This window comes from Janibacter sp. YB324, assembly GCF_014217915.1.
GTDB classification, from domain to species: Bacteria; Actinomycetota; Actinomycetes; order Actinomycetales; family Dermatophilaceae; genus Janibacter; species Janibacter indicus.
Window position 1 is genome coordinate 3,293,005 of record NZ_CP060120.1, and the last position, 25,217, is coordinate 3,318,221.

Consider the following 25,217-nt stretch of genomic DNA (forward strand, 5'->3'; position numbering starts at 1 on the left):
CCCTGAGTCACCGCAGGGAGCGAAGGGCGACCCCCGGGTCCGCGAGTGCCGCGGGGTCGGGGGTCGCTCGCGTCGCGATGAGCTGCTCGGCGACGCGGATGTCCTTGGCGACGACCGGGCCCCGGCCGAGCGAGGTGGCCGCGACGAGCCGCCCACCGGCATCGAGCCCGAAGTGGATCAGCGAGCCGTCAGCGCGCTCGCGCTCGACGTCGGTGACGGCGGTCGTCGGCAGGCCGGCTGTCTGGAGCATCTGGTCGTACTGGTCGGACCAGAACCACGGGACGGCGACGTGCGGCTCCTGCCCGCCGGTCATCGAGGCGGCGACGGTGACCGCCTGGTCGTGGGCGCTGCGCCAGGACTCGACGCGCACCCGGTGACCGCTGCGGGCGTCGGGGAAGGCCGCGCAGTCGCCGGCCGCCCAGATCCGCGGGTCGCTCGTCCGCAGCTGCTCGTCGACGACGATGCCGTCCTCGACGAGCAGCCCTGCGGCAGAGGCGATCTCGGTGTGCGGTGCGGCACCGACCCCGGCGACGACGGCGTCCACCTCGAGGCCCTCGCCGGTGGACAGGGCTGCGCGCAGACCCTCGGCGTGCCGCTCCACGGAGGTCACGGTCGTACCCGTGCGCACCGTCACCCCGTGCTCGGCATGGAGGGCGACGACCCTGTCGGCCACGACCGACGGCACCATCCGGGCCAGGGCCCGGTCGGCGGCCTCGACGACGACGACCTCCATGCCCCGCTCCCGGGCACCCGCAGCGATCTCGAGCCCGATGAAGCCGGCCCCGACGACGAGGAGCCGACCCCCTCGGCGCACGAGGTCGCGCAGCGTCGCGGCATCGGCGTGGGTGCGCAGGTAGTGCACGTGGTCCAGGCCCAGCCGGCGGGGCCCGGCGCCGGTCGCGAGCACGAGCCGGTCGTAGGGCACGGGGCCGTCGGTCGTCTCGACGGTCCGGCCCTCGCGGTCGATGGCGGTGACCTCCACCCCGAGACGAAGGGAGATCCCCGCCTCCGCGAGCGCCTCCTCGGTCCACGGGTGGACGAGCTCGGGGTCGTCGGCGGCGAGGGCTGCCTTGGACAGCGGCGGGCGCTCGTAGGCGATGACCTCCTCGCGGCCGAGCAGGGTGATCTCGCCGGTGAAGCCGCGCTCGCGCAGCGCCATCGCCGCCCGGGTGCCGCACTCGCCGGCCCCGACGACGACGACCTGCTCCGGCCCGCGCGTGCTCTCGCTCATGTCCCGACCTTCGCACAGGGCCCGGCGGCGGTCACGCGATCTCCACCCGGCCGAGCTCCTGGGTGCAGCGGGTGAGGGCGACGTAGAGGCCATTCCACCCGCGCGGCTCGGCGACGATGCCGTCGGGGTCGACGACGAGGGCGGCGTCCCACTCCAGCCCCTTGGCCTGGGTGGCGGACATGACGATCGCGTCGGGGCCGAGCGCTGCGGCGAGGTCGGCGACCTGCTCGACCGGCGCGACGACGCCGACCGAGCCGCCTGCCCAGCGCTCGAGGAGCGCGGCGTGCTCGGTCGCGACGGTGGCGGCGAGGTCGTCCGCAGGCACGCTGCGCAGCCACGGCTCGACCCCGCTGCTGCGCACCGCCCGCGGCGGCTCGTTGGTGCTGCCGGCGGCTTCGAGGACCGGCCCGGTGAGCTCCATGACCTCGCGCGGGGTGCGGTAGCAGATCGTCAGGTCGGCGCGACGCCACCGGTCGGTGAGCACCTCGCCGACGGCACCCTCCCAGGTCGTGTGGGCGTGCGGCGCCTCGGTCTGGTCGATGTCGCCCACGGCGGTGATCGAGTAGGCAGGGCAGCGGCGCGCGACCATCTGCCACTCCATCGCGGAGAGCTCCTGCGCCTCGTCGACGACGACATGCCCGTAGACCCAGTCCCGCTGTGCCGCAGCACGATCGGCGGTGAACTCGCCCTGCCGCTCGCGCTGCTCCGCCTCACCGAGGAGGTCGGCGAGCGCGTCGAGGAGCGCGATGTCGCTGGGCGCGAAGGGGGTCGGCTCGGCGGCCACGAGGTCGCGCTCGGCATCGGTCAGGCCCGGTACCCCGGCGAGGGCGGCACGGTCCGCGAGCAGCCGGCGCAGCTCGTCGGCCGGGTCCCGGTCCGGCCAGCGGAGCGCCAGCCGGGCGGCGATGCCGGGATCGGCCTCGATCCGCTGCCGCAGCCCCTCGACCTCGTCCTCGCTGAGCTCGCCGTCGACCGAGCCGCTCGAGCTCTGGGTCCGCGCGCCGCGGTCGTCCTGGCGGGCCAGGCTCTTGTCCACGCGGTCAAGGATCTCCTCGAAGCCCTCCTCCGCCGAGGCCAACAGCTCGACCGCGCGGTCGGCGACGAGCTCGGTGAGCACGTCGACGAGCTGAGCGGTGAGCACCCGCCGGGCGTGGTGGTAGGAGCGTCCCGACAGCGCGCCGCGCTGCAGCCGCTCGATCCTCTCGGCCGGCACGACGTGCTCCTCGCCGTCCCAGTGGAGCGTCAGGTCCGAAGGGGGCGGCACCAGCCCGGCCACGTGGTCGGCGAGCGCGCGCTGCCACAGCGCCCGGCCCTTGATCTCCGCGAGGGTGCGGCTCTCCCTTCGCTCCGGTCGGACACCGGGGACGAGACTCTCGCAGGTCGCGGCGACGACCGCGGTCTCGCCGAGGGCGGGAAGCACCTGGCCGATGTAGTCGAGGAACCGCTGGGACGGCCCGAGGACGAGGACACCCGAGCGGGCGAGCTGAGGGTGCGCGAAGAGCAGGTAGGCGACGCGGTGCAGCGCGACGACGGTCTTGCCCGTGCCCGGACCACCCTGGACGACGAGAGCGCCTCGCGCGTCGGCCCGCACGATGTCGTCCTGCTCGCGCTGGAGCGTGGCGACCGCCGTGCCCATCCGGCCGGTGCGGCGCTCGTCGAGCGCTGCGAGCAGCGCGCCCTCACCGACGAGGTCACCGTCGGTCGACCCGTCGAGGAGCTCGTCGTCGACGCCGACGACCGTGCTGCCTTCGCTGCGGATGTGCCTGCGCCGCGACTGCCCCTGCGGCGCAACGGCGGTCGCGGTGTAGAAGGGGCGGGATGCCTCGGCCCGCCAGTCGACGACGAGGGGGTCCGCGTCGTCGTCGGCCGACGGCACACCGACCCGGCCGACCCGCAGCACGTCGCCGTCGCGGCTGTCGAGCCGCCCGAAGACCAGTCCCTGCTCGGCCTGCGTCAGCTCGTGCAGCCGGGTCTGCGTCGAGCGCATCGCCGCCGCGACCACCGAGCCCTCCTCGGCGCTGCCCCTCAACCGCTGCTCGAGCTCTGCCTGGATCTCGAGGCGGCGCACGTGTGCCGCGTCGAGTGCCTCCTGCTCCTCACCGATCGCGTCCTGCCCGGTCATCTGGTCGGTCCTGCCTGCGGTCACGCGGTCCCCCGTCGTCGAGTGCGGCCCTGTCCAACGCACCCGGGACAGGGATGTGTTCCCGCGGACAGGACGTCGTCCCCCTTCGAGCGGGTCCGCTGACAGACTGGAGCCGGACACCGACGTCACCCAGGAGGACCCCGTGAGCTCCATCCCGCCCGAGGACATCGAGACCCAGGGCCACGCCGGCCTGCTCATCGGCTCGCAGTGGAGCCCCCTGCCGATCCGACGTGGGTGGCTGTCATCGCCCACGGCTACGGCGAGCACGTCGGGCGCTACCAGTGGGTGGCCGAGCGGCTCACCGCCGACGGCGCAGTCGTCTACGCGCACGACCACATCGGCCACGGACGCAGCGAGGGCGAGCGAGTGCTCGTCGACGACTTCGAGGGTGTCGTCGACGACCTGCACCTGCTCGTGCAGCGCGCGCACGAGGAGCAGCCCGACCTGCCGCTCGTGCTCATCGGGCACTCGATGGGCGGCATGATCGCCGCCCGCTACACCCAGCGCCACCCCGAGACGCTCACGGCAACGGTGCTCTCCGGCCCGGTGCTCGGCTCCTGGGAGCCGACCACCCTGGCCGACCTCGACGAGATCCCGCCGACGCCGATCGACATCACCACCCTCAGCCGCGAACCCGACGTCGGCCGCGCTTACGAGGCCGACGAGCTCGTCTGGCACGGCGACTTCAAGCGCCCGACCCTGCTCGCGCTGCGCGCCTGCCTCGAGGCGATCACCCGCGGTGGGCGCCTCACGGTCCCGACGATCTGGCTGCACGGCGCCGACGACCAGCTCGTGCCGATCGACCGCTCCGACGAGGGCTGGGCGCACATCGCCCCCGACGGCGCCCCCTCCAAGCGCTACCCCGGCGCCCGCCACGAGATCTTCAACGAGACCAACCGCGAAGAGGTCCTCGACGACGTCCTCGCCTTCGTGCACGAGCACATCGGCTGATCGGGCTCCCCGGACGAAGGGAGCCCGCGAGCCACCCCGGTCGAAGGGGGACGGGGTCGAGCCTGACGGCGTTGGTGTCACCTGGCCCCCCGGAGAAGGGCAACCAGGTGACACCAACGCCGCCGGGTGGCGATAACGCTGCCCGCCAGGCCGCTCACCCACCCTCGCTGACGCTCGGTCGGCGCGCCGCGCCGTCGTCAGTCGTTCTGCGGGAACCCGAGGTTGAGGCCCCCGTGGCTCGGGTCGAGCCAGCGCTGGGTGACCGCCTTGGTCCGGGTGAAGAAGTGCACGCCCTCGATGCCGTGGGCGTGGGTGTCACCGAAGAGGCTGTTCTTCCACCCACCGAAGGAGTAGTAGGCCATCGGCGTGGGGATCGGCACGTTGATGCCGACCATCCCGACCTCGACCTCGTGCTGGAAGCGCCGCGCAGCCCCACCGTCGTTGGTGAAGATCGTCGTGCCGTTGCCGTAGGGGTTGTCGTTGATCAGCTGCAGGCCCTCGTCGTAGGACCCCACCCGCACGACCGAGAGCACCGGGCCGAAGATCTCGTCGGTGTAGATCGACATCTCCGGCGTCACCCGGTCGAAGAGCGTCGGCTTCAGGAAGAAGCCCTCACCCAGGTCGCCCGCACCCTCGCGCCCGTCGATGACGAGCTCCGCGCCGGAGGCGACCCCCTCCTCGACGTAGCCGGTGACCTTGTCCAGGTGCGCGCGGGTGACGAGCGGGCCCATGTCGGACTCGCCCATGCCGTTACCGGTGCGCAGGGTGCGGGTGCGCTCGGCGATCTTGGCGACGAGCTCGTCGGCGATCGCGTCGGTCGCGATCACCACCGAGATGGCCATGCACCGCTCCCCCGCCGCACCGTAGCCGGCGTTGACCGCGGCGTCGGCGGCCAGGTCGAGGTCGGCGTCGGGCAGCACGAGCATGTGGTTCTTCGCGCCGCCGAGCGCCTGGACGCGCTTGCCGGCGGCGACCCCGCGCTCGTAGACGTAGCGGGCGATCGGCGTCGACCCGACGAAGGAGACCGCCTTGACGTCGGTGTGGTCGAGCAGCGCGTCGACCGCCTCCTTGTCGCCGTGGACGACATTGACCACGCCGTCGGGGACCCCGGCCTCGCGCCACAGGTCGGCGATGAGGTTGACCGCCGTCGGGTCCTTCTCGCTCGGCTTGATGACGACGGTGTTGCCCGTCGCGACAGCCACGGGGACGAACCAGAGCGGCACCATCGCCGGGAAGTTGAAGGGCGAGATGATCGCCACGACCCCGAGCGGCTGGAGGATCGAGTAGGCGTCGATGCTCGTCGAGACGTTTTCGGAGAAGCCGCCCTTGAGCAGCTGCGGGATGCCGCAGGCGAACTCGACGACCTCCTGGCCGCGCGAGATCTCCGCCTTGGCGTCCTCGTAGGTCTTGCCGTGCTCCGCGGTGATCGCCTTGGCGATCTCGTCCTTGCGCTCCTCGAGCAGCTGCCGGAAGGCGAAGAGCACCCGGACGCGCCGGGCGAGCGAGACGTGCCCCCACTCCTGTGCCGCCGCCTTGGCCTTGGCCACGACCTCGTCGACCGTGTCGGCGCTGGCCAGGTCGAGGGTGCCGGTGACCTCACCGGTCGCGGGGTTGTAGACCTCGCTGGTGCGGCCGGGCTCCCCCTGCCACGAATGGTGACCGACGAGGTGGGTGATGCGACCGGGCGCGGTCGTGGTGGCGCTCATCTGTGCCCTCCTTTGGGCAACGGCGGACTTTGTCCTTACATACTAACAACTACCGAAGGGGGCGTCACCCCCCTTCGTCGGGCGAAGGGGGAGCCTCAGGGCAGGGCGACGTCGACCGGTCGTCCGCTCGCCAGGGACTCCATGCCGGCGGAGCAGACGAGCGTCGAGATCCACCCGTCCCGGCTCGTGGCACCCACGACCTCGCCACGCAGGCTCGCGTCGACCCAGGCCTGGACCTCGAGGTCGTACGCCCGCTCGAAGCGCACGCGGTAGTCGGGCACGATCGGCCCACCCCACGTGCCGGCCGCGCCGTCGTGGCCCGCGGTCGTCGTGTAGACCTCGCCCCACGGGCGGCCGATGATCGCGCTGCCGTCCTCACCGACGGCCTCTACGCGGACCTCGTAGCCGGTGCGGCTGTTGACGAAGACCTCATTGGTCACCACCGCGCCCGACGCCATCCGGAAGATCGAGATCTGCGGGTCGACCACCCCGTCGAGGGCGTGCCGCGTCGGCGTCGGGCCGATGACCTGGACCGAGGCGATCTCCTCGCCGAGCAGCCAGCGCGCGCAGTCGACCTCGTGCACGAGGGAGTCGCGCACGATCATCTCGGAGCGGAAGTCGGGGTTGGGCACGGACAGGTTGCGGTGCGTCTGGTGCAGCACGAGCGGGCGACCGAAGCGCCCGTCCGCGAGCATCTCGTGCAGCCGCACGTACTCCGGGTCGAAGCGCCGCATGAAGCCCACCTGCACCAGGTCACGTCCACCGGCGCGCTCGGCCTCGACGACCCGCCGCGACGAGTCGCCGTCCATGGTGAGCGGCTTCTCGCACAGGACGTGGACCCCGCGCTCGATGCACGCGAGGAGCTGCTCCTCGTGGACTGACCCGGGCGAGGCGAGCAGCACCGCGTCGACACCCTCGTCGGCGACGAGGTCGAGCGGGTCGGCGTGCACCCGCACCGGGCCGCCGGCCCCGCCGAGGTCGTCGGCGAGCGCCTGCGCCCGCTCGACGTCGGGGTCGGCGAGCGCCACCAGGCTCGCGCCGGCGATGCGGGTGGCCAGGCGGCGGGCGTGGTCGGCCCCCATGAGGCCGACGCCGACGACCCCGACGCGAAGGGAGGTCACCGCAGGCTCCCTTCGAGGCTGCTTCGTCGCACCTCAGGGACCGGTGGGCGAAGAGAGGTCACTGCGGCTCCTCCTCCTGCACCTGGGGCTTGCCCGGTCCGGCGAGCTGGACCTCCGGGTTGTCCGGGTCGACGGTCTTGCCGGGGTCGACGTCGCCGAGCTCGTGCTTGAGCGCGTCGAGCTCCTGGCCACCGGCCATCTCCGCGGTCAGCTGGTCGAGCGTCAGCTCGTCGCGGTGCGCGTCGAGGGTGAGCCGACCGAGCTTGAGGATGATGAAGTGGTTGCCGACGAGGTAGGCGTGGTGCGGGTTGTGGGTGATGAAGACGACCCCGAGGCCGGCATCGCGAGCCTTGGCGATGTACTTGAGGACCACCCCCGACTGCTTGACGCCCAGGGCCGCGGTCGGCTCGTCGAGGATGATGACCTTGGCGCCGAAGTAGATCGCGCGGGCGATGGCGATGCACTGCTTCTGCCCACCCGAGAGGCCACCGACGGGCCGGTCGAGGTCCCCGATGTGGATCCCCATCTTCTGCAGCTCCTCGTCGGCGATGCGTCGCATCGCCCGCGAGTCGAGGAAGGGACCCTTGCGGATCTCGTTGCCCATGAAGAAGTTGCGCCACACCGACATGAGCGGCGCCAGGGCGAGGTCCTGGTAGACCGTCGCGATGCCCAGGGCCTGCGCCGCGCGCGGCGAGGCGAGGTTTCGGCTCACCCCGTTGATCTCGAAGGTGCCCGCGGTGTGCTCGTGCAGGCCGGCCATGATCTTGATGAGCGTCGACTTGCCCGCGCCGTTGTCGCCGAGAACGCAGGTCACCTCACCCGGGTAGACCTCGAGGTTGACGCCCTGCAGTGCGTTGACGTTGCCGTAGGACTTGCCGACGTCCTGCATGACGACGAGGGGCTGGACGTCGGCCGCGCGCCGCGGCCCGGTCTGCGTGCTCATCGCGCATCCGCCTTCTTCTTGACGTAGAGGTTGACCAGGGTGGCGAGCAGGAGCATCGCGCCGAGGAAGGTGTAGAACCAGTCGACGTTCCACCCCGCGTAGTTGATGCCCAGGCGGGTCATGCCGAAGATCAGCGCGCCGAGGGCCGCACCGACGACCGAGCCGTAGCCACCGGTGAGCAGGCAGCCACCGACCACCGCGGCGATGATGTAGATGAACTCGTTGCCGACACCCTCGCCGGACTGCATCACCTGGTAGTTGAAGAGCAGGTGCATGCCGAGCATCCACGCGCAGAAGCCGACGGTCATGAAGAGCCCGATCTTCACCGCCTTGACGGGGACACCGACGGCGCGGGCGGCGTCGGCGTCACCACCGACGGCGAAGATCCAGTTGCCGATGCGCGTGCGCTGCAGGACGAGGGCGCCGATGACGACCATGACGAGCCAGTAGACGACGAGGGCCTTGATGTTGACCGGCCCGATCGACACGCTCCACGCGAAGACCCGCTGGGCCGACTCGAAGCCGTCCATGTCCGAGATCGTCGGCGTCGAGACGGTCCCACCGACGAGTCGGGTGACCGCGAGGTTGGCGCCCTGGAGGACGAAGAAGGTCCCGAGCGTCACGAGGAAGCTCGGCAGCCCGGTGCGCATGAGCAGCCAGCCGTTGAAGGCACCGACGGCGAGCGAGAAGACGAGGGCCGCGATCACCCCCATCCAGACGTTGAGCCCGAAGTTCCACGCCGTGAGGGCCGCGCAGATGCCCGACGCGGTGGCGGCGACACCGGTCGACAGGTCGAACTCGCCACCGACCATGAGCAGCGAGACGCCGACGGCCATGATCCCGATGGCCGAGGCCTCGTAGAGGATCGTGCCGGTGTTGCCCAGGCTGCGGAAGGACGGGGCGACGGCGAGGAAGAGGGCCATGACGGCCAGGGCCCCGATGAGGGCCCCGACCTCCGGTCGGGCGAAGAGGAGGCCCATCCTCCCCTTCGCCACGACCCGGTCATCGGCCTCGGGGGCGATCGAAGGTGCGGTCATCGGTGGATCAGTCCTCGAGCAGCAGATCGACGTTCTTGTCATCGACGAAGGCGGGGCCGGTGAAGCTCGGCTCGCCACCGCCGACGGACGCGCCCTTGTTGACGCGCAGCCACAGCGAGTCGACGGCCTGGTAGCCCTGGACGTAGGGCTGCTGGTCGACGGCCCACTCGATGTTGCCGTCCTTGATCTGCTGCAGCGCCTCGTCGTTGAGGTCGAAGGTCGCGACCTTGGCCTTGCTGCCGGCCTCGTCGACGGACTTCTGGGCGATGAGGGCGAAGGGGGCCCCGAGCGTCAGGACGTGGGTGATGTCCTTGTCCTGCTGCAGCTTGGCGGTGATCGTCGACTGGACGTTGGCGGTGTCGGTGCCCTTGACGTAGATCTTCTCCGACTTGTCGAAGGTCGCGGCGACGCCCTTGCACCGGGACTCGAGGCCGACGTGGCCCTGCTCCTGGATGACGCAGAGGGTCGTGCCCGCCTTTTCCTCCGTGAGCCGCTCACCGGCGGCCTCGCCGGCGAGCTCGTCGTCCTGGCCGAAGAAGGACAGCGCGCCCATCTCCTTCCAGTCGTCCATGCCCGCGTTGAGCGCGACGACGGGGATGTCGGCGGCGACGGCCTTCTCGACATTGCCCTTCATCGCCTCGGGCTTGGCGAGGGTGACGGCGATGCCGTCGACCTTCTTGTCCGTGGCCTGCTGGACGAGGTTGGACTGCCCGGCCCCCTCGGGGTTGGCGGTGTACTCGAGCTTGACGTTGTTCTTCTTCGCGGCGTCCTCGGCCCCCGCACGGACCTGGTCCCAGAAGGTGTCTCCGGGCTCGGCGTGGGTGATGAAGGCGACCGTCATCTCAGGGGTGTCGACGCCGCCACCGCCACCGCCGCCTCCCTCGTCCGTCTGCTTGCCCCCGGAGGAGGAGCAGGCAGCCAGGGCGAGAGCGGCCACGGCCGATGTCGCGACGACGCTGACGCGGGTGATACGGGACATGGGTCCAGCCTTTCTTCATCTCTCCCGCTCCGTTGCGGGGGACGTCGGGGAGCGGCGCCCGGGTGGCGCCGGCTTCGATTCAGTTGTGAGTGTCGCTGTCCGGTGTGCCGGACGGCGGGAGATCCGCCGGGGCGAGATGCGTTCGTTGCCGGGACTTCGCCTGCTCGTACTCGGCCCGCGCGGCGCGGGTGCTCTCGAGCTCGCTCACCTCGCCGACGGGCACGTCCCACCACGAGCGCGAGTCGGGCCCGAAGACCATGGGGTCGGTCTCGACGTGGATGACGACGGGGCCTGCGTCGGCCGGCGCCGCCCTGGCCTCGGCGATGGCGGCCTCGAGGCCCGCCCGGTCGTGCACCTCGATGACGTGCGCGCCGAGCGAGCGGGCATTGGCGGCGAGGTCGACGGGCAGCCGGTCGCCGTCGAGGCGGCCCCCGTCGCCCCGGGCCCGGTAGGCGGTGCCGTAGCGCTGACTGCCGAGCGAGGCCGACAGCGACCCGATGGAGTGGAATCCGTGGTTCTGCACGAGCACGACGATGACCTTGGTCCGCTCCTGCACGGCCGTGACGAGCTCGGTCGGCATCATCAGGTAGCCGCCGTCGCCGACCATGGCCCAGACCTCGCGGGTCGGGTCGGCCCACCGGATCCCGATCGAGGCGGGCACCTCATAGCCCATGCAGGAGTAGCCGTACTCGACGTGGTAGCCGCGCCGGTCGCGCACCCGCCACGTCTTGTGCAGGTCGCCGGGCATCGAACCGGCAGCGCAGAGCACGACGTCACGCGGGTCGGAGAGCTCGTTGACCAGTCCCAGCACCTCGCCCTGGGTGAGCAGCCCGTCGGCGAGCGCATCGGTGACCTCGGGCGACGGGTGGTGCGCCGCCTCGACCTGCGCGTCCCACTCCGCCCACAGCCGGGTCTGCTCCTGCCGGTGGTCGTCGTCGACGCCCCAGCCGTCGAGGGCGGCGGTCAGGGCCGTGATCGCCTCGCGGGCGTCACCGACGACGGTCAGGCCGGAGTGCTTCACCGCGTCGAAGGGGGTGATGTTGAGGTTGACGAAGCGCACCCCGTCGGCGGCGAAGGCGGTCCGGCTCGCCGTCGTGAAGTCCTGGTAGCGGGTGCCGATGCCGATGACGACATCGGCCTGCGCCGCAACGGCATTGGCGGCCGTCGTGCCGGTCGACCCGACCGCTCCGAGGAGCTGCGGGTGGCCGTGGAGGAGCGACCCCTTGCCCGCCTGCGTCTCGCCGACGGGGATCCCGGTCGCCTCGCACAGCGCGGCGAGGGCGTCCTCGGCGCCGGAGTAGTGCACCCCACCGCCGGCGACGATCATCGGGCGCTGCGCGGAGCGGATGATCTCGGCGGCGGCCGCGATCCGCGAGGCCTCGGCCGGCGGCCGGGCGATGTGGTGGGTGCGCTCGGCGAAGAGCTCGACCGGCCAGTCGAAGGCCTCGGCCTGCACGTCCTGCGGCAGCGAGATCGTCACCGCGCCGGTCTCGGCCGGGTCGGTGAGCACCCGCATCGCGGCGAGGAGGATCGCCGGCAGCTGCTCGGGCCGGCGCACCTCGTCGTAGAAGCGCGAGAGCGGGCGGAAGGCGTCGTTGACGGTGAGGTCGCCGCCGTGCGGCTGCTCGAGCTCCTGCAGCAGCGCCCCCGCGGCCCGGGTGGCGAAGGTCGAGCTCGGCAGGAGGAGCACCGGCAGCCGGTTGATCGTCGCGAGCGCGGCTCCGGTGAGCATGTTGGTGCTGCCGGGGCCGACCGAGGCGGTGCACGCCCAGGTCTGGAGCCGGTCGCGCTGCTTGGCGTAGGCGACGGCGGTGTGGACCATCGCCTGCTCGTTGCGGGCGAGCACGTAGGGCAGCGCGGGCCCGCCCTCGCCGGCGGCGAGCTCCTCCTGGAGCAGGGCCTGGCCGACGCCGGCCACGTTGCCGTGGCCGAAGATGCCGAGCACCCCGGCGAAGAGGCGCTGGCGCTCCCCGTCGCGCTCGCTCCACTGCGCGCCGAGGAAGCGCACCACCGCCTGCGCCACGGTCAGCCGCACCCGTCATCGCGCCTCCTCGGTTCCTGAGGAAGTCGCGCAGCGACTGTCTCGAAGGGCCCAGGTCTCCCGGATCGCGCCGTGCGCCGGGTCGTCGCAGATCAGCCAGGCCCGCTCGGGGCCGGGGCCGGCCATGACGTTGAGGTAGTAGAGGTCGGCGTCGGGCGCGGCCATCGCAGGGCCGTGCCAGCCGTGCGGGACGAGCACGGTGTCACCGGTGGCCACCTCGACGAGCACGTCGATGGGTCGCCCCTCCGCTCCGTAGACCTGCTGGTAGCCGACGGGCTGGCGGCCGTCCTCGCGGTCGGTGCCCCGGGTGAGCGGCGCCCGCCCAGCGTCGGCGTCACCGACGGACTGGGTCTCGAAGTAGTAGATCTCCTCCAGCTCGCTCTCCTGACCGGGCCGGTCGGTGTCGTGCTTGTGCGGCGGGTAGGAGGACCAGCCGGCGGCGGGCGTGACGACCTCGCAGACGAGGATCTGCTCGGCGGCCGGCAGCGTGTCGAGCATGCCGAGACCGCGCACCTCACGACTGCACGCCCCGGCGCCGCGCTGCTCGACGGGCACCCCGTCGGCGCCGATCACGACGACCTCGCGTCCCCCACCGCTAGGGTCGTCGACCCGGGCACCGCAGACCGCGACGCGTGCCTCGGCGTCGCCGGTGTTGGTCAGCTCCAGGGCCGTCCCCGCAGGGGCGTAGAGCGCGTCGGTGGGGCCGGCGAAGACGCTCGGGCGACCGGCCAGCACGTGCTCGGTGCCGTCAGCGGTCACGCTCACCCCGCCGACGAGCGGCACGACGAGCGCCTCCTGACCGTCGAGCCGGTGGCCGACGGACGCACCCGGCGCGAGCACGGCCACCCGCAGGCTGGTGTGCTGCCAGCCGTCGATCTCGTCGGTGACCTCGACGGCCCAGGCGGCTCCCTGCGGCGCGAAGGGGAGGTACCACCGGTCGTTGTCGGCTCCGGTGCGAGGGGCGTGGCTCATGCGGCGCCTCCGTGGACGAGGTCGGCGGCGATGTCGACGGCGGTCGCGACGTCGCCGTCGGGCGGGTAGAGCAGGGCGCGCCCGACGACGAGCCCGCGCACCTGCGGGAGGGTCAGCGAGCGGCCCCATGAGGCGTAGGTGTCGCGGGGGTCGCCCTGGGGGTCGCCGCCGAGGAGCAGCGAGGGCAGGGTCGTGGCGTCCATGACCCGCTCCAGCTCGTCGACGACGGGCAGCTTGAGCCAGGTGTGCGCGCTCGTGGCGCCGAGCCCGGAGGCGACGGTGATCGAGCGGATCGTCGAGTCGGGGTCGAGGAGGTTGACGACCTTGCCGTCGCGACGGGTCGACCAGAAGGGCTCGACCATCGCCATGGTCGAGTGCGCGGCGAGCTCGGTGACCGCTCGGGCACTCGCCTCGAGGGTGGCGACGCTCGCTGGGTCGTCGAGGTCGATGCGGGTGAGCATCTTGCCGCCGTCGATGCCGCTGGCGACGATCTCGGCGGCCGTGTGGCCGGTGAAGCGGTCGTCGAGCTCGAAGGAGGAGCCCTGCAGCCCACCGCGGTTCATCGACCCGATGGCGACCTTGCCCTCGAGCGCCCCCATGAGCAGCAGGTCGTCGAGGACGTCGGGGGTGCCCAGCACCCCGTCGACGCCCGGCCGCGACAGCGCGGTGGCCAGGCGGCGCAGCAGGTCCGAGCGCGAGGCCATGGCCATCGCCTGACCCCGCACGCCCAGGGCGCCGCGGGCCGGGTGGTCGGCGGCGACGAGGAGCATCCGGCCGTCGTCGGCCAGGAGCGGGCGGCGGGTGCGGGCGGCCCAGCCGCGGGCGATGGCACCGGGGTCGGTGGCCCGGGTGCCGGTGATGTCGGCGATGTCGACCGCAACGGGGCGCGTCGCCCCGGTGACCGGCTGCGTGCTCATGCCCGGACTCCCTTCGCCGCCCACTTGGCCAGGCCGGCCTCGACCTCGGCGACCGTGGGCATCGCGGTGCTGCACTCGAGCCGGGAGGCGACGATCGCTCCCGCGACGTTGGCGAACTCGAGGATCCGCCGCAGGTCCCAGCCCTCGAGCAGCCCGTGGACGAGGGCCCCGCCGAAGGCGTCACCGGCACCCAGTCCGTTGACCACCTCGACGGCGAAGGGGGGAACCTCCACCCGCTCGTCGGCGGTCGCGGCGAGCACCCCGCGGGGGCCCTGCTTGACGATCGCCAGCTCGAGTCCGCGCTCGAGCAGGGCGTCGGCAGCGCGCTGGGGGTCGGTCTCGCCGACGGCGACCTCGCACTCCTCACGGTTGCCGACGGCGATGGTCGCGTGCTCGAGGGCGCGGCCGACCTCGTGGGTCGCCTCACTCGGGTCGGCCCAGAACATCGGCCGGTAGTCGAGGTCGAGGACGGTGTGCTCGGCCCGGCCACGCGCGGCGTAGGCGACGTGGTGGGTCGCCCGCGATGGCTCGGCGCTCAGCCCGGTGACCGTGGTCCAGAAGACCCGCGCGCCGCGGATCGCCTCGAGCGGCAGGTCCTCCTCGGTGAGCATGAGGTCGGGCGCGGTCGGGTAGCGGTAGAAGTACAGCGGGAAGTCGTCGGGCGGATGCACCTCGCAGAAGGTCACCGGCGTCGGCGGCCCGTCACCGCTGATCGGGGTGATGAAGTCACCGACGACACCGAGGCGCTCGGCCTCGGCGCGCACGTAGCGGCCGAAGGCGTCGGCCCCCGTCTTGGTGATGAGGGCGGCCGAGCGACCGTGGCGCGCGGCGGCGACGGCGACATTGGTCGCCGACCCGCCGAGGAACTTCTCGAAGGTGCGCACCTCCTCCAGCGGGACCCCGTGGTCGAGGGGGTAGATGTCCACCCCCGTCCGGCCCATGGTGATGAGGTCGTAGGTCACGCCTGCGTCCCCTCTCGCTGGTCGAGGTGCGAGGAGCTCTGCGACGAGCCTCGAGACCCCTCGACCACCCGCGCGACCTCACTCAGGTACCCCACCGACTCGCGCACGTCGGCGACCGGGTCCGCGGCCCCCTGCGGCGTGACGGGGTCGGCGGGGTCACCGGCCAGGACGGTGTCCTGCTCGAGGACGTACCAGCCGCCGTAGCCGGCGGTCTCGAGGGAGGCGACGATGGCGGCGATGTCGACGTCACCGCGACCGAGGGCGACGTACATGCCGGCCGCGACGGCATCGGTGTAGCTGGCCGAGCCGTCCTGCACCTTGCGGGCCCAGGCGAGGTCGACGTCCTTGAGGTGCATGTGGGCGATCCGTTGCGGGTGCTCCCGGGCGACTCGCACGGGGTCACCCCCGCCGATGAGCAGGTGACCGGTGTCGAGGCAGAGCCCGATGCGGGAGCCGGCGAGCACCCGGTCGGTCTCCTCGCCGGACTCGACCATCGTCCCCACGTGCGGGTGCAGCGTGGCCGTGAGGCCTTGCGCCGCAGCGGCATCGGCGATCCGGTCGAGGTTGGCCAAGAGCGTGGTCCAGCGCTGGTCGTCGAGCTCGGGGCGGGCGTCGTAGCCCTCCGCGCCGGTCGCGGCGGCGATGACGACCGTGGTCGCCCGGGCCGCGACGAGGCCGGCCATCGCGGTCTCGACGGTGCGAAGGGGGTCGATCGCCGGGTCGTGCAGGACCACGGGTACGAACTGCCCGACCGCCGCCAGGCCGTACTCGGCGAGGGTGTCGGCCTTGCCCTGCGGGTCGTCGGGGAGGAAGCCGTCGGGCCCGAACTCGGTCGCCGCGATGCCCAGGTCGCGCATCTGGGTCAGCACGGTCGGCGGCTGGTGCTGCCAGCCCCAGCCGGGGACCTCGCACACCCCCCAGGAGATCGGGGCGGCGGCGATGCGCTCGGTGAGCGGGCGACGCGTGGTGGCGGCGATCATGGTCACAGTCCTCGGATCTCGGTCATGGCGACGGGGCGGCGCTCGGCGCGCGAGAGCTCGCACGCCTCGGCGGTGCGATAGGCCTCGAGCGCGTCGGCGATCGTGCAGGGGCTCTCGCGGCGGCCGACGGCCACCTCGAAGAAGGCGGTGAGCTCGGCCCGGTAGGCCGGCAGGAAGCGCTCCATGAAGGACCAGCGCTGCGGGCCGCGGGGGAAGTCGACGTCGGGCTCGGCGCTCACCATGGCCAGCGAGTGGTCAAGGCCGGCGGTGATCGTGCCGCGCTCGCCCATGACCTCCATGCGCACGTCGTGGCCCCCGCCGTTGTAGCGGGTCGTCGACATCAGCACGAGGGTGTCGTCGTCGAGGGTGAGCACCGCCGCGCCGGTGTCGACGTCGCCGGCCTCGGCGAAGAAGTCGGCGCCCTTGTTGGCGCCCACCGCGTAGACGCTCGCGATCTCGCGGCCGGTGACGAAGCGGACCGCGTCGAAGTCGTGGACCCCGCAGTCGCGGAAGATGCCGCCCGAGGTCGGGATGAACTCCGCCGGCGGGGGCGCCTGGTCGTGGGTGTTGGCCCGGATCGTGTGGACGAAGCCGAGCTCGCCGGAGGCGACGGCCTCCTGCGCCCGGCGGAAGCCGACGTCGAAGCGCCGCTGGTGCCCGATGTGCACCGGGACCCCGCTGCTCGCCTCGAGACGGGCCAGCTCGATCGTCTCGTCGAGGCTGCCGGCAGCGGGCTTCTCGCAGAAGGTGGGGACGCCCCCTTCGACACCGCGGCGGATCCACTCGGCGTGGCCGTTGGTGGCGGTCGCGACGACGAGACCGTCGAGGTCCGCGTCGATCAGCGCGTCGGGGGCGACGACCTCGACCTGCGCCACCGAACCGGTCGCGCGCAGGCGGGCGGCGACCTCGTCGGCGATGCCGTCGCGGGCGTCGGTGATGACGAGGGTGTCGACCTCCGGCAACCCGACGAGGGTCTCGGCGTGGAAGGCGCCGATCCGGCCGAGGCCGACGAGTCCGATCCGCATCCGGGGACGCTCCTTTGCGTGGTTCGTGCGGGGTGTGCGGGTCACTCTTCCCCACGCCAAGGGGCCTGTCAACAGTTTGTCAGGACATACTGACGTATGGCTGTCATGCACCCCGCCGCGTATGCTCCGACCATGTCAGCGATGCAGCTCGAGGTGGTCATCGACCGGGAGTCCCCGGTGCCGCTGTACCACCAGCTCGCCGAGCAGCTGACCGCCGCGATCGACGACGGACGCCTCGAGCCCGGCGACCCTTTCGAAAACGAGGTCGCCCTCGCGGGGCGCCTCTCGCTCTCCCGGCCGACCGTCCGCCGGGCGATCCAGGAGATGGTCGACCAGGGGCTGCTCGTGCGCCGCCGGGGGCTGGGCACGACCGTCGCCAACCGCAAGGTGCACCGCAAGGCCCGGCTGTCCTCGCTCTTCGACGACCTCGAGGCCGAGGGGCGCGAGCCGCGCACGAGCGTCATCGAGATGGAGATGCGCACCGACGAGCGGGCCGCCGCGGCACTCGACCTCGCGGCCGACACCGAGATGCTCTCGGTGGTGCGGGTGCGCTCCGCCGGCGACCAGCCGCTGGCGATCATGCACAACTGGCTCCCGCCGGCCCACGCCGAGATCACCCTCGAGAGCCTCGAGGCCCAAGGGCTCTACGCGCTGCTGCGCAAGCGGGGGGTCAAGCCGGTCGTCGCGCGCCAGTCGATCGGGGCGCGCATGCCGACGGCCGCCGAGCGGCGGGCGCTCGGGCTGCGTTCCGGCCAGCCGGTGCTGACGATGACCCGCATGGCCTTCGACGCCTCGGGGGCGGCCATCGAGTTCGGCGACCACGCTTACCGCGCCGAGGACTACACGATCGACCTCATGCTCGACGAGCGCTGAGTCACCAGGGCTTGCTGAGTCACCAGGGCTTGTCGACGCCGGCGCCGGAGCTGCCCTTCTCCTCGCCCTCTTCCTCGCGGCGGTCGGTCTCGGACTGGCGCTGACCCTGCTGGTTGCGCTCCTCGAGCTCCTTCTGCTTCGGGTCCTTCTTCTCCTCGTCCTCGCCCTCGCCGTCGTCGCCCTTGTCCTCGGGCTCCTGCGGCTCCTCGGGCTGGGACTTGCCGGTCTGCTCCTCGAGCTTGTCCTTCTGCTCCTGCTGCTTGCGGCCGGCCTCGCCGCCGTTGCCGTCGTCGCTGCCGTCGAGGCAGCCCTCGGGGCCCTCCTCGATGAGCTTCAGCGCCTCCTCGGCCAGCGACTTCTCCTTGTCCTCGTCACCGGCCTCCTTGGCGGCATCGGCCTGCTGGGAGATCGTGATGACGAGGTTGGTGCGCACCGTGCAGTCGTCCTGCGGGTTCTTGGTGCGCTCCAGCGCGGTCTCGAGGTCGGCCCGGCCGCCCTCGAGGTCACCGTCGATCGACTTGCCGGTCCCCTCGACGAAGGGGGCCCGCCACCGCTCGACGATGTTGAGCGGGTGGAGTCGGTCGGCCGCCTTGACCATGCCGGGACCGTCGTCGCCACCGTGGGCGTCCTGCGCCTGCCCGATGAAGACGGGCAGGGTGAGGAAGCGGATGGCCAGGACGACCAGGACGATCGCCGGGAGGATGGTCGCGAGGATCATCCGGCGGCGGCGCCGCAGCCGCGGCTCGATGGGTGCCGTCATGGCGTGCCTCCTGCCTCGACCCGCCGCAGTCGGCCGATCTCGCGCGTGGTGACGAAGAGGTCGATGAGCAGCAGCAGCGACATGAGCAGGGCGAAGACCCAGATGAGCGAGGTGTAGGTCTCGATGGCCGCGCCCTCCCCTTCGACCGTCGTGCCGGGGTCGGCGTCCTCGAGGGCCGGGGCGATGTCGCCGCCGGCGCGGTGGGTGTAGGGCACGCCGAGCTGGTCGGCGATCTCCTCGAGCTGCTTCTCGTCGATCTTGCTGACGCCGGGGTTGCCCTGGCTGTCCTTGATGTCCTCACCGGTCGTGCCGTCCGCCGAGGTCGACGCCATCCGGCCGCCCGCCTCGGTCCCGTAGCCGAGGACGGCGCCACCGTCGACGAGGTCACCCAGGTCGAACGGGGCCGGCTCCTCGCTCGCGGTCTGCTCGCCGTCGCCGAGGTAGAAGACGACGCGCGAGCGCTCGGGCTGGCGCTTCTTGGCCCCCTCGAGGGTGAGCTTCAGCCGCTCCTGGGCAACGGTCACCGACGACCCGCCGGAGTAGAGGCTGTTCTCGGCCCGGAGGTTGTCGGCGGCCGTCTTCAGCGCATTGGTGTCGGTCGTGAGCGGCATCGTCACGCGGGCGGTGTAGTCGAAGGTGATGATGGCGAAGCGTGCCCCGGGCATCTCCTCCTGGATCTTGGCCATGTCCTCGCGATAGCCCTCGAGGCGGGTCTTGTCACCGTTGTGGTCGCGCGCCATCGCCGAGGTCGTCGTGTCGACGACGAAGAAGACGCTGACGTCGGAGGCGGCCTGACGGGCGATCGCGCCGTTGACGGCCGGGCCCATGAGGGCGACGACCATCGCCACGGCGGTCGCGAGCCGCAGCCCCCAGCGCACCCGGTGGTGGGAGTCGACGAGCAGGCGCCACAGGGTGAAGCCGACGAGGAGCAGCCCGAGGACGACGACGATTGGCCAGGGCAGGACAGGGTGCCAGCTCATCGGCGCCACCTCCACAGCAGCGGGTAGAGCACGACCAGGCCGATGAGGCTGAGCACGAGCCACACCCGCGGCAGGTCGGTGCGGACATGGACCGGCGCGACATCGGGCAGCCGGGCGGCCTCGAGCTTCTCGATGTTCTTGGTCACCTCTTCGGTCGCCCCGGGCTGGTCGAGCCCCCAGGTCCGGCCCCCGGTCTCCTCGGTCGCGGCCGAGAGCTCGGTGTGGTCGCTGCCGATGGCGAGCGGGTTGAGCGCGTAGACGCGGATCTTGCGCTCCTTGGCCAGCTCGGTCGCCTCGTCGAGGGTGTAGACCCCGTCGCCGTGCACGTCGTTGTCGGTGCCGAGGATGATCGCGCGTGGGCGGTCCTCCTCGGCGTGGTCGAAGTTCTGCACACAGCTGGCGAGTCCATCGGGCACGAGCGAGCTGGCGAGGATGCGCTCGTTGAAGGTGCCCGAGGTCGGGTCGTACTCGCTGCCGCCGAAGAGCGTGAAGCCCTCGGCGTAGCCGGCCAGCTGCTCCGAGACGAGGTCGTAGTCGTCGGTGAGCGGGAAGGCGGTGACGGCCTGGTTGTTGAAGAGCACCAGCCCGATCCGCTCGCCGCGGAAGCTCTTGACGATCTCGGAGAAGTTCTCGAGCACGGCCCGGTCGGTCGAGTACATCGAGCCGGAGACGTCGAGGCAGAGCATGATGTCGCGGTTGTTCTTCTCCGGGTCGATCGTCTCGGTCGTACCGGGGCGACCGGCGGCGACGGCGAGCGGCAGGAGCACGACGGCCAGCAGCGCGGCGATGCTCGCGAGGCGCACCTTCTGCCGCCCGATCGCGGCGCGGTAGGCCGGCAGCCGGGTCAGTCGCCGTGAGTGGGCGACGAGCACCGCGTCGCGGGCGGCGGTGTCGCGCCCGGCTCGCCACCAGCCGAGGCCGGCGACCGCGAGGACCGCGAGGACCAGGAGCAGGGTGAGCCACCAGAAGGCCAGACCCATCACGACCACCCCCCGACGACGTCACGCGCGGCCTTGGCGGAGCGGGCGAAGCTCGGCGGGTCGGCCTCGGCCTGGCCGAACTGCCGCGGGTAGTACTCCTCGATGAGCTGGGCCAGGTGCGCCGGACCGCGCTCACGCAGGTCGGCGGCGGTCATCGTCTCGGCCTTGAGCCCGCTCGCCTTGCTGACGAAGCCGCGCACGATCTGCGACAGCTCGTGGTGTCCGGCGCGCGGCGAGGTCTTCTTGGCGGCGACCGCCGCCTCGACCTTGTCGATCCGGGCGAGGGCGTCGCGGCGCAGCTTGAGCAGCGCCGCGGGCGGCAGCGAGCCGGAGCCGTCCTCGGACTCGGGGGGCCGGGTGAGCAGCCAGATCCACGCGGCCCACACGAGCAGCCCGAAGATGATGAAGAAGCCGAGCACGGGCCAGATGACCGAGTAGCCCTGCGGCTCGAGGTAGATCGGGTCAGCGTCCACGACGCCTCCTCTCGAGCATCTTGACGATCATCGGGACGACCTCGTCGGTGTGACCGGCGCGGGCCGACGAGACGTCGGTGCGCCGCAGCATGGCCTCGATGTCGTGGCGGCGGGTGCTCTCGGACCGGGTGAAGGCGGTCGCGAGCTCCCGGTCGGAGAGCAGCAGGTCGGGCAGCGGGTGGTCGACGGCGACATCGCGCACGAGGGTCTCGGGGTCGACCCCGAGCGGGTCGAGGTCGGCGACGTCGACCCAGATCACCTCGTGCCGCAGGCGAAGGGAGCGCAGCGTGTCCTCGACCTCGGCGGGCTCGACGCCGTCGTCGGCGACGACGAGCAGCACCTTGCGGCCCTTGACGTTGCGGGTGATGTGCCGCAGGAGCCCGGGCAGGTCCGAGGAGGGCGAGTCCGGTTGCGAGCGCGCCAGGGTCTCCTGCAGCAGGTGCTCGAGGTGACCCTCGGAGCTGCGGGCGCGGGTCGCGTGGATGCGTCCGGGGGCACCGCTGATCATCGCGACGTCGTCGCCGTGCCGGATCGCGAGCCAGCCCAGGACCCCGGCGGCGAGGACGGCGATGTCGCGCTTGGGCTCACCACCGGCGGCCGTCGCGGCCATCTCCCGGCCGGCGGGCATGACGATGATGAGCGAGAAGTGGCGTTCGGCGACATAACGCTTGATGAGCATCGAGCCGTGCCGGGCCGATGCCTTCCAGTCGATGTCCCGGATGTCGTCACCGACCGCGTACTCGCGCAGGTCGTCGAAGTCCATCGAGCGGCCCTTGTGGACAGAGGCGTAGCCGCCGTCGAGCAGCGCGACCGACCGGCGTCGGACGTGGATCGACAGCTTGCCCTTGACCTTGTGGACCAGACGCGTCATGACGTCCTTACGGGGTGCGCACGGAGCGCACGATGGCGTCGATGATCGTCTCGACGCGCACGTCGTCGGCGGTGGCCTCGTAGGTGAGGAGCACGCGGTGGCGCAGGACGCGATGGGCCAGGTGGCGCACGTCCTCGGGGATGACGTGGTCGCGCGCCTGGAGGAGCGCGGCGGCCCGGGCGGCCTTGGCGAAGGCGATCGAGGCTCGCGGGCTGGCGCCGATCTCGACGTAGCGGGCCAGCTCCGGCGGCATGACCTTGTGCGGGGTGCGGGTCGCCGCCACGAGGAAGGTGATGTAGTCGAGGATCGCCTTGTCGAGGTAGACCGACCCCGCCAGACGCTGCAGCTCGCGGGCGTCGGCGATGTCGATCATCGCCCGCTCGGGCTGCTCGAAGACGCCGGCGTCGATGCGGCGCACGACCTCGGCCTCCTCTGCCGGGCTGGGGTAGTCGAGCAGGTCCTTGAGCATGAAGCGGTCGAGCTGGGCCTCGGGCAGGACGTAGGTGCCCTCCTGCTCGATGGGGTTCTGCGTCGCGAGGACGAGGAAGGGCTCGGGCACCTTGAAGACCTGGCCGCCGATGGAGGTCTGCCGCTCCTGCATCGCCTCGAGCATCGCCGACTGCGTCTTGGCCGAGCTGCGGTTGATCTCGTCGAGCAGGACGAAGTTGGCGTGCACGGGGCCGAGCTGGGTGACGAACTTGCCCTGGCTGGCGTCGTAGACCTGGGTGCCGACGATGTCGCTCGGCAGCAGGTCGGGGGTGCACTGGATCCGCTTGAAGGAACCACCGATGGCCGTCGCGAGCGCGTGCGCGGCCGTCGTCTTGGCCAGGCCGGGCACCGACTCCAGCAGCACGTGACCGCCGGTGAGCAGACCGATGAGGAGGGTCTCGCGCAGCCGTCGCTGGCCGACGACCTTGGACTCGAAGCCCTTGTCGACCGAGGCGACGAGGCTCCGGGCCCGCTCCAGCTGGTCCTTGCTGATCCTGCTCGTGGGCGGCACGTCGCTCCCCTTCGCTGTGGTGTCCGTGGTGACGGCGCCACTCTACGGAGTCACCGGGGCCGGGGCACTGGGGAGCACTCCCCCGGCCCCACGGTGGTCGAGACCCGGCGACCTAGCTCGTCACCCGCACCTCGTGCAGCGAGACGCCGTACCTCGTGGCCCGCTCGTCGGTGACCACCCGCACGTGCCGCGCGGACGTCGGGCTGATGGTGTGGGTGTCGAGCCCGCCGTCGCCGTCGGTCACCGTCGCCACGGTCGTCCACGACTGCCCGTCGAGGCTGGTCTGCACGCGGTAGCGCGAGGCGTGGGCGGCCTCCTGGTCCAGGCTCACCCGGCGCACGATCCGCGGGGTGCCGAGGTCGACCGCCCACCAGGCGTCGTCGCCCCACCGGCTCGACCAGCGAGTCGCGGCGTCGTCGTCGATGGCACTGCCGGGGCGCAGCTTGCCGGTGAGGCTCCACTCCGTGCTGCTCGCGGTGGCGACCGCTCCCTTCGTCAGGTCGGCACCCTGCTCCCAGCCGGTCGTCGCCGCCCAGGTGCGCAGGTAGGACTCGGGACCGCGCAGCAGGTCGTCGACGACCTGCCGGCCCTCCGTGCCGTGGTTGCTGCGCATGTCCTCGACCCAGTCCGGGACCATCCCGTAGTGGGCGACGCCGTCCCGGTTGTAGTCCCAGATCCGCTGACCGGTCACCTGCCGGTCGACGCTCCCGGAGCCCGTGACGGGAGCGAAGGGGTAGACGAGCGGTGTGTCGGCCGCGTCGTCACGGGGCGGCGGCGTCCCGCCGAAGCCGTTCATGTCCATGCCGAAGCCGTAGCCGACGTCGTACTTCTGCCGGACCGGCCGCTCGGCGTGCCCCTCCTCGACGAACTCCTCGGCACCGTGGCCGTACTGGGTGATGAACCCGCCGAGCCGGTAGACCCGCTCGGTGAAGTGCTTGTCCATCCACGAGTGGCTCGAGATGACGCCGGGGTAGGCCTCGGACTCGAGGATCTCCATCGTCCGCGAGGCCGCCTTGACGCTCTGGTGGTCGATCTCGACCATGAGGTCGCGGTCCATCATCCCGCGCAGGGCGTACTCGCCCAGCGAGGTCAGCCCGCGCCGGTTGCAGTGCGGGCCCTCCGGGTAGATCGGCAGCACCTGTCCGGGGACGAGCTCGGCGACCTTGGGCGGGATGACCCCGCCCTCGACGGTGTTGTCGTGCAGCTGCGTCCGGCAGCGCTCCACCTGCCAGAACTGCCCGGTCGTCAGGAAGTTGCCGACGTTGACGACGATGCCCTGGGTCCCGGAGTCGAAGCGCACCCCGCACAGCGCGTTGTCGAACTTGTGGCACAGGTACATCGAGCGGATCCCGAGCTCCTTGGCCTCGTCGAGACCGGCGTCGATCTTGGCCTTGGAGCAGTGCGAGACGCCCAGGGTCATGCCGCAGCCGAAGGGAGCGGAGACCTCCATGCCGAGGATGACGGCCATCTTGCCCTGCTCGACATAGCGCCGGGCCTCCTCCGGCGAGTAGGCGATGCGGAACCAGCCCTTGCCCGGGCCGCCGTGGCGCGCGTCGACGAAGGCCTCGAGCTCCTTGGTCTTCTTCACCTGGCGACGCACGACGTCCATGTCGTTGCACGAGCTGGTGTTGACCTGGGTCGGCAGCGAGCACAGGACGGAGTTGTTGACCGTGTCCGCGACCATGATCCGCTGGCCACCGCGCCAGGCCCGCTCCACCCAGCGGTAGTACATCTGCTGGTGGGTGAGGGAGGACCACGTGGGGGCGTCCTTGAAGGTCGGGTAGAGATCGGTGTCGTGCGGGTCGAGCGGCCCCTTGCCCTCGAGGTGGGTGACGTTCTCGATGAGGCCGGTGCGGCCGTCGCTGCCGTGGCTGTGGCAGTCGGTGAGGGCGTCCTCGATGCCGAGCTCGCTGAAGGTCTTGCCGCAGACGATGTCGCCGCCGAAGCCCTCGTCGGACATCAGGTGCGTGTGCGCGTCGATGAGGCCACGCACCTCCCCCTTCGGCCCGGTCCCGGTGAACGGCGCCCCGGTGACGCCGAGCTCGGAGTCCTCCGGCAGCGGGTCGCTCTGCTCGTACCACGGCTGGGGGTCCGCTCCCGCCCCCGTGGCGCTGCCGCCGAGCAGGGCGACGAGCAGGAGCAGGACGAAGGGGATCAACCCTCGCCTCGTGCGGCGGTGCGGTGCGGTCATGCCAAGCTCCTACTCGCGAGTAACTGTAGCGCTCCCTCGCCCGTGATGGCGGCCGAGCGCCGATGTGCTCTCATGGGGCGG

At 71.9% G+C, this 25,217-nt stretch carries 22 protein-coding genes; 2 read left to right on the forward strand and 20 right to left on the reverse strand.

Going from position 1 to position 25,217, the window contains the following annotated elements:
• Window positions 1-7 precede the first annotated feature (7 nt).
• Together H7A72_RS16190 and H7A72_RS16195 are read right to left on the reverse strand one after the other, a co-directional pair.
• A complete protein-coding gene (locus H7A72_RS16190) occupies window positions 8-1,324 on the reverse strand; it encodes an NAD(P)/FAD-dependent oxidoreductase (RefSeq protein WP_370543544.1) in 1,317 nt (438 codons plus the stop codon).
• Complete coding sequence (locus H7A72_RS16195) at window positions 1,263-3,377, reverse strand: AAA family ATPase (protein WP_223277696.1); 2,115 nt, start codon at window positions 3,375-3,377, stop codon at window positions 1,263-1,265. The genes H7A72_RS16190 and H7A72_RS16195 overlap by 62 nt, the downstream gene beginning before the upstream one ends.
• 231 nt (window positions 3,378-3,608) lie before the next feature.
• On the opposite strand from H7A72_RS16195, the gene H7A72_RS16200 reads away from it, so the two are divergent.
• Window positions 3,609-4,325 carry an alpha/beta hydrolase gene (locus H7A72_RS16200; RefSeq protein WP_223277697.1) on the forward strand — a complete coding sequence of 239 codons (717 nt, stop codon included), beginning with the start codon at window positions 3,609-3,611 and terminating at the stop codon, window positions 4,323-4,325.
• Between the two features lie 197 nt (window positions 4,326-4,522).
• On the opposite strand, the gene H7A72_RS16205 is transcribed toward H7A72_RS16200, so the two are convergent.
• The 11 genes from H7A72_RS16205 to H7A72_RS16255 all read right to left on the reverse strand — a co-directional run bounded on the left by H7A72_RS16205 (window position 4,523) and on the right by H7A72_RS16255 (window position 17,008).
• The gene (locus tag H7A72_RS16205) at window positions 4,523-6,031 is read right to left on the reverse strand and encodes a CoA-acylating methylmalonate-semialdehyde dehydrogenase (RefSeq protein ID WP_185221159.1); all 1,509 of its coding nucleotides are present in this window, start codon (window positions 6,029-6,031) and stop codon (window positions 4,523-4,525) included.
• Between the two features lie 95 nt (window positions 6,032-6,126).
• Window positions 6,127-7,152 (reverse strand): Gfo/Idh/MocA family protein, encoded by a 1,026-nt coding sequence (locus H7A72_RS16210; protein ID WP_185221160.1) that lies wholly within the window; start codon window positions 7,150-7,152, stop codon window positions 6,127-6,129.
• A gap of 58 nt (window positions 7,153-7,210) precedes the next feature.
• The gene (locus H7A72_RS16215) at window positions 7,211-8,095 is read right to left on the reverse strand and encodes an ATP-binding cassette domain-containing protein (RefSeq protein WP_084451082.1); all 885 of its coding nucleotides are present in this window, start codon (window positions 8,093-8,095) and stop codon (window positions 7,211-7,213) included.
• On the reverse strand, window positions 8,092-9,132 hold the full coding sequence (locus tag H7A72_RS16220) for an ABC transporter permease (RefSeq protein ID WP_084451080.1): 1,041 nt from the start codon (window positions 9,130-9,132) through the stop codon (window positions 8,092-8,094). The genes H7A72_RS16215 and H7A72_RS16220 overlap by 4 nt, the downstream gene beginning before the upstream one ends.
• 7 nt (window positions 9,133-9,139) lie before the next feature.
• Window positions 9,140-10,111 (reverse strand): substrate-binding domain-containing protein, encoded by a 972-nt coding sequence (locus tag H7A72_RS16225; protein ID WP_185221161.1) that lies wholly within the window; start codon window positions 10,109-10,111, stop codon window positions 9,140-9,142.
• Between the two features lie 79 nt (window positions 10,112-10,190).
• Window positions 10,191-12,146 carry a 3D-(3,5/4)-trihydroxycyclohexane-1,2-dione acylhydrolase (decyclizing) gene (gene iolD, locus H7A72_RS16230; RefSeq protein WP_185221162.1) on the reverse strand — a complete coding sequence of 652 codons (1,956 nt, stop codon included), beginning with the start codon at window positions 12,144-12,146 and terminating at the stop codon, window positions 10,191-10,193.
• A 3-nt stretch (window positions 12,147-12,149) separates the two neighbouring features.
• A complete protein-coding gene (gene iolB, locus H7A72_RS16235) occupies window positions 12,150-13,124 on the reverse strand; it encodes a 5-deoxy-glucuronate isomerase (RefSeq protein WP_185221163.1) in 975 nt (324 codons plus the stop codon).
• Complete coding sequence (locus H7A72_RS16240; protein WP_185221164.1) at window positions 13,121-14,041, reverse strand: deoxyribose-phosphate aldolase; 921 nt, start codon at window positions 14,039-14,041, stop codon at window positions 13,121-13,123. Before H7A72_RS16240 ends, iolB begins: the two co-directional genes overlap by 4 nt.
• Window positions 14,038-14,982, reverse strand: coding sequence for a 5-dehydro-2-deoxygluconokinase (gene iolC / locus H7A72_RS16245; RefSeq protein ID WP_185222430.1), 945 nt, complete (start codon window positions 14,980-14,982; stop codon window positions 14,038-14,040). Before iolC ends, H7A72_RS16240 begins: the two co-directional genes overlap by 4 nt.
• A 17-nt stretch (window positions 14,983-14,999) precedes the next feature.
• Window positions 15,000-15,983 carry a TIM barrel protein gene (locus H7A72_RS16250; RefSeq protein WP_185221165.1) on the reverse strand — a complete coding sequence of 328 codons (984 nt, stop codon included), beginning with the start codon at window positions 15,981-15,983 and terminating at the stop codon, window positions 15,000-15,002.
• Window positions 15,984-15,985: 2 nt separating this feature from the next.
• Window positions 15,986-17,008 (reverse strand): Gfo/Idh/MocA family oxidoreductase, encoded by a 1,023-nt coding sequence (locus H7A72_RS16255; RefSeq protein WP_185221166.1) that lies wholly within the window; start codon window positions 17,006-17,008, stop codon window positions 15,986-15,988.
• A 141-nt stretch (window positions 17,009-17,149) separates the two neighbouring features.
• Between H7A72_RS16255 and H7A72_RS16260 the strand changes: the two genes are divergently transcribed.
• Window positions 17,150-17,881: a GntR family transcriptional regulator gene (locus H7A72_RS16260; RefSeq protein ID WP_159451185.1), complete on the forward strand. Its 732-nt coding sequence runs from the start codon at window positions 17,150-17,152 to the stop codon at window positions 17,879-17,881.
• Window positions 17,882-17,900: 19 nt separating this feature from the next.
• Here H7A72_RS16260 and H7A72_RS16265 read toward each other — a convergent pair whose 3' ends face one another.
• From H7A72_RS16265 to H7A72_RS16295, 7 genes are all read right to left on the reverse strand, one after another.
• Window positions 17,901-18,641 (reverse strand): hypothetical protein, encoded by a 741-nt coding sequence (locus H7A72_RS16265; protein WP_185221167.1) that lies wholly within the window; start codon window positions 18,639-18,641, stop codon window positions 17,901-17,903.
• A complete protein-coding gene (locus H7A72_RS16270; protein WP_185221168.1) occupies window positions 18,638-19,621 on the reverse strand; it encodes a VWA domain-containing protein in 984 nt (327 codons plus the stop codon). The genes H7A72_RS16265 and H7A72_RS16270 overlap by 4 nt, the downstream gene beginning before the upstream one ends.
• Complete coding sequence (locus H7A72_RS16275; protein ID WP_143445516.1) at window positions 19,618-20,601, reverse strand: VWA domain-containing protein; 984 nt, start codon at window positions 20,599-20,601, stop codon at window positions 19,618-19,620. Before H7A72_RS16275 ends, H7A72_RS16270 begins: the two co-directional genes overlap by 4 nt.
• Window positions 20,601-21,074, reverse strand: a complete 474-nt coding sequence (locus H7A72_RS16280) for a hypothetical protein (RefSeq protein WP_185221169.1) — start codon at window positions 21,072-21,074, stop codon at window positions 20,601-20,603. The genes H7A72_RS16275 and H7A72_RS16280 overlap by 1 nt, the downstream gene beginning before the upstream one ends.
• Window positions 21,064-21,945, reverse strand: coding sequence for a DUF58 domain-containing protein (locus tag H7A72_RS16285; RefSeq protein ID WP_185221170.1), 882 nt, complete (start codon window positions 21,943-21,945; stop codon window positions 21,064-21,066). The genes H7A72_RS16280 and H7A72_RS16285 overlap by 11 nt, the downstream gene beginning before the upstream one ends.
• 7 nt (window positions 21,946-21,952) lie before the next feature.
• The gene (locus H7A72_RS16290; protein WP_084451059.1) at window positions 21,953-22,945 is read right to left on the reverse strand and encodes a MoxR family ATPase; all 993 of its coding nucleotides are present in this window, start codon (window positions 22,943-22,945) and stop codon (window positions 21,953-21,955) included.
• Between the two features lie 112 nt (window positions 22,946-23,057).
• Window positions 23,058-25,136 (reverse strand): discoidin domain-containing protein, encoded by a 2,079-nt coding sequence (locus H7A72_RS16295; protein WP_185221171.1) that lies wholly within the window; start codon window positions 25,134-25,136, stop codon window positions 23,058-23,060.
• Window positions 25,137-25,217 lie beyond the last annotated feature (81 nt).